This is a genomic window from Agathobaculum sp. LCP25S3_E8 (assembly GCF_052117165.1).
GTDB lineage: Bacteria > Bacillota > Clostridia > Oscillospirales > Butyricicoccaceae > Agathobaculum.
This window is the reverse complement of sequence record NZ_JBQKJR010000112.1, coordinates 1-3,893: the sequence shown is the minus strand read 5'-3', so window position 1 is coordinate 3,893 and position 3,893 is coordinate 1. Positions and strand designations below refer to the sequence as shown.

Here is a 3,893-nt window from a genome sequence, read left to right as displayed (position 1 = left end):
GAAGATTTACACCTTCAAAACTGAACAATAACTACCGGCAAGCTAAGAGTATGTTCTGAGATTGCCTCTAATTTTTTAGGTCAAGCCCTCGGCCTATTAGTATCAGTCCGCTCCATACATTACTGCACTTCCACTCCTGACCTATCAACCTTGTAGTCTACAAGGGGCCTTACTCCCGAAGGATGGGAACACTTATCTCGAGGGGAGTTTCACGCTTAGATGCCTTCAGCGTTTATCTCGTCCGTACTTAGCTACCCAGCTATGCCCCTGGCGGAACAACTGGTGCACCAGCGGTACGTCCATCCCGGTCCTCTCGTACTAAGGACAGCTCCTCTCAATATTCCTACGCCCGCAACAGATAGGGACCGAACTGTCTCACGACGTTCTGAACCCAGCTCGCGTACCGCTTTAATTGGCGAACAGCCAAACCCTTGGGACCGAATTCAGCCCCAGGATGCGATGAGCCGACATCGAGGTGCCAAACCTCCCCGTCGATGTGGACTCTTGGGGGAGATCAGCCTGTTATCCCCAGGGTAGCTTTTATCCGTTGAGCGACGGCATTTCCATTCACATACCGCCGGATCACTAACTCCAACTTTCGTTACTGCTCGAACCGTCATTCTCGCAGTTAGGCTCGTTTATGCGTTTACACTCAGTGCACGATTTCCGTCCGTGCTGAACGAACCTTTGAGCGCCTCCGTTACCTTTTAGGAGGCGACCGCCCCAGTCAAACTGCCCACCTGACAGTGTCCCCCGACCAGATTCATGGCCGCAGGTTAGAATCCCAATACCCCAAGAGTGGTATCCCAAGGTTGCCTCCACAAATGCTGGCGCACTTGCTTCCAAGGCTCCCACCTATCCTGTACATGGAATACCGAGATCCAATATCAAGCTACAGTGAAGCTCCATGGGGTCTTTCCGTCTAGTTGCGGGAAACCGGCATCTTCACCGGTACTACAATTTCGCCGGGCGGGCTGTTGAGACAGTGCCCAAATCGTTACGCCATTCGTGCGGGTCAGAACTTACCTGACAAGGAATTTCGCTACCTTAGGACCGTTATAGTTACGGCCGCCGTTTACTGGGGCTTAAGTTCGCACCTTCGCTTGCGCTAAGCACTCCCCTTAACCTTCCAGCACCGGGCAGGCGTCACCCCCTATACGTCATCTTTCGATTTAGCAGAGAGCTGTGTTTTTGCTAAACAGTCGCTTGGGCCTTTTCACTGCGGCCTGCTCTCGCAGGCGCCCCTTATCCCGAAGTTACGGGGCCAATTTGCCGAGTTCCTTAACAACCCTTCTCCCGTTGGCCTTAGAATACTCATCCCATCTACCTGTGTCGGTTTGCGGTACGGGCACCTTAGTATACACATAAGCTTTTCTCGTCTCTCTCGCCAGTGACTTCCCTACTATATTTCGGTCCCTTACGCCCGGGGCAACCATCGCCCGGGTTCACCTTAAAGAAAGCGTCCCTTATGCTTAAAGTTCGGTGGTTACGGAATTTCTACCGTATGTGCATCGACTACGCCTTTCGGCCTCGCCTTAGCTCCCGACTAACCTTGGGCGGACGAACCTTCCCCAAGAAACCTTAGATTTTCGGCCATTATGATTCTCACATAATTCTCGCTACTTATTCCGGCATTCTCACTCGTATGAAGTCCACCAGTGCTTCCGCTCTGACTTCGCCCCGCATACGACGCTCCCCTACCCAATGTACAAAGTACAATGCCTAAGCTTCGGTTTCATGCTTAGCCCCGTTACATTTTCTGCGCAAAACCACTCGACCAGTGAGCTATTACGCACTCTTTGAATGAGTGGCTGCTTCTAAGCCAACATCCTGGTTGTCTTCGCAGTTTCACATCATTTTCCACTTAGCATGAATTTGGGACCTTAGCTGTAGATCTGGGCTGTTTCCCTTTTGACCACGAGACTTATCTCACGTAGTCTGACTGCTATTCATCAATTATCCGGCATTCAGAGTTTGATAGGGTTCGGTAACCTCGCGGCCCCTAGCCCATTCAGTGCTTTACCTCCGGTAATCTAAAATAACGCTAGCCCTAAAGCTATTTCGGGGAGAACCAGCTATCTCCGAGTTCGATTGGAATTTCTCCGCTATCCACAAGTCATCCCCGGCTTTTTCAACAGACGTGGGTGCGGCCCTCCACGGTGTCTTACCACCGCTTCAGCCTGCTCATGGATAGGTCACCCGGTTTCGGGTCTAATGCCTGCAACTTCATGCGCCCTATTCAGACTCGCTCTCGCTGCGGCTCCGGAACTCCAGTTCCTTAACCTCGCTGCAAACATTAACTCGCCGGACCGTTCTACAAAAAGTACCCGATCACACTTTAACGTGCTCTCGGTGCTTGTAGGCACAAGGTTTCAGGTTCTTTTTCACTCCCCTCCCGGGGTACTTTTCACCTTTCCCTCACGGTACTGCTCCACTATCGGTCACTGAGTAGTATTTAGGCTTGGAGGATGGTCCCCCCATCTTCCCAGCGGGTTTCACGTGTCCGCTGGTACTCTGGATCCGGCTAGCGCCTCATTCTTGTCGCCTACGGGACTATCACCCTGTATCGTCGCTCTTCCCAAAGCGTTCGGCTAAAAATGAAAGCTACATGTTGCCGTCCTAACCCCGGAGATATTGCTACCTCCGGTTTGGCCTCTTCCGCGTTCGCTCGCCACTACTAGCGGAATCTCGGTTGATTTCTCTTCCTCGCCCTACTTAGATGTTTCAGTTCAGGCGGTTCCCCACCGCAACCTATGGATTCAGTTACGGCTGACAGAGTATTGCTCTGCCGGGTTTCCCCATTCGGACATCCACGGATCAAAGCCCATTTGCGGCTCCCCGTAGCTTTTCGCAGCTTGTCGCGTCCTTCATCGGCTCTCAGTGCCAAGGCATTCCCCTTGCGCCCTTTACAGCTTGACCAGCTGTTAAGCGGATACCTTTCGATATCGCGAATTATTAGAGTAATCTCGGTTCTTTTAGCTATTTTGTAGTACAATCTTTCGATCGTATCCCAACAATTTTCAGAAAAACCATTATATCTTTTGCTTAATTTCTTAAGCGGAATAACAATTTGTTTCCTCTATTGTTGCTTTTGCTTTCGTTATTGTTCAGTTTTCAAGGTGCAAATGGTGGGCTTGAGATTTTTTTAATCTCACTCCCAAAAATCGCTTATACTCGCTATCGCTCGTGAAAGCGATTTGGTGGGCTTGAGAGGACTCGAACCTCCGACCTCACGCTTATCAGGCGTGCGCTCTAACCACCTGAGCTACAAGCCCATTTGATTTCCGGCGAACGGTCGTCGTTTCCGTCTTCCGACGCCCTTTGGTGGAGATGAGGAGAATCGAACTCCTGACCCCCTGCTTGCAAGGCAGGTGCTCTCCCAGCTGAGCTACACCCCCATATTACAGGGACTTCGGAAGTATTTCCACTCTTTCCACTTTTTGAAGGTTCACAATCTTTCGATTGCACCCTCTAAATTAAACAACGATACTTGCAAGCGAACTCCGATTGACCATAGGATATGAGCATTTATTCAATGCTCAGGTCTCCTTAGAAAGGAGGTGATCCAGCCGCACCTTCCGATACGGCTACCTTGTTACGACTTCACCCTAATTACCACCCCTACCTTCGGCCGCGCCCTCCTTGCGGTTAGGCTACGGACTTCGGGTATTGACGGCTCTCATGGTGTGACGGGCGGTGTGTACAAGGCCCGGGAACGTATTCACCGCGGCATGCTGATCCGCGATTACTAGCAATTCCGACTTCATGCAGGCGGGTTGCAGCCTGCAATCTGAACTGGGACAGCTTTTAGGGATTTGCTCCACCTCGCGGTATTGCTTCCCTCTGTATGACTGCCATTGTAGTACGTGTGTAGCCCAGGCCATAAGGGGCAT

General features: G+C 51.3%; 2 tRNA genes and 2 rRNA genes. All 4 read right to left on the bottom strand.

What is annotated here, in order from left to right:
* Positions 1 to 76: 76 nt before the first annotated feature.
* Positions 77 to 2,919: ribosomal RNA gene (locus tag ACTQ34_RS17585) — 23S ribosomal RNA — on the bottom strand.
* Positions 2,920 to 3,198: 279 nt separating this feature from the next.
* Positions 3,199 to 3,275 (bottom strand) — tRNA-Ile (locus tag ACTQ34_RS17580).
* Positions 3,276 to 3,322: 47 nt separating this feature from the next.
* Positions 3,323 to 3,398, bottom strand: a tRNA-Ala gene (locus tag ACTQ34_RS17575).
* A 155-nt stretch (positions 3,399 to 3,553) separates the two neighbouring features.
* A 16S ribosomal RNA gene (locus ACTQ34_RS17570) occupies positions 3,554 to 3,893 on the bottom strand; the annotation flags it as partial.